Below are 212 nucleotides of genomic sequence, written 5' to 3' on the forward strand. Positions count from 1 at the left end.
AATTCATGGCTTTGAAAATTTTAGCGAATAGGAAGTGTTGCTTTAGTGAGCGCCCTTATACTGGCTCTGCTGCATAATAAAGTGAATTCGTTTATCATGAGCGTACTGACTAATAACGCCTGATCCTTTATGCCTGTGTCCAAACCAAGCTTAATCAATGCCAACTTCAAAAGATTCATGCGTAAGCCCAAGTTACGTATCGAGAAAGCGCA

1 protein-coding gene is annotated in these 212 nt (G+C 40.6%); it reads right to left on the reverse strand.

Annotation, left to right across the window (positions count from 1 at the left end; translation table 11 throughout):
* Window positions 1-20: 20 nt before the first annotated feature.
* Window positions 21-212 (reverse strand): hypothetical protein (locus A142_RS25300; RefSeq protein ID WP_206744039.1); only part of this gene is annotated, 192 nt, incomplete at its 5' end.

The organism is Vibrio splendidus 12E03 (assembly GCF_000272105.2).
Lineage (GTDB): Bacteria > Pseudomonadota > Gammaproteobacteria > Enterobacterales > Vibrionaceae > Vibrio > Vibrio splendidus_I.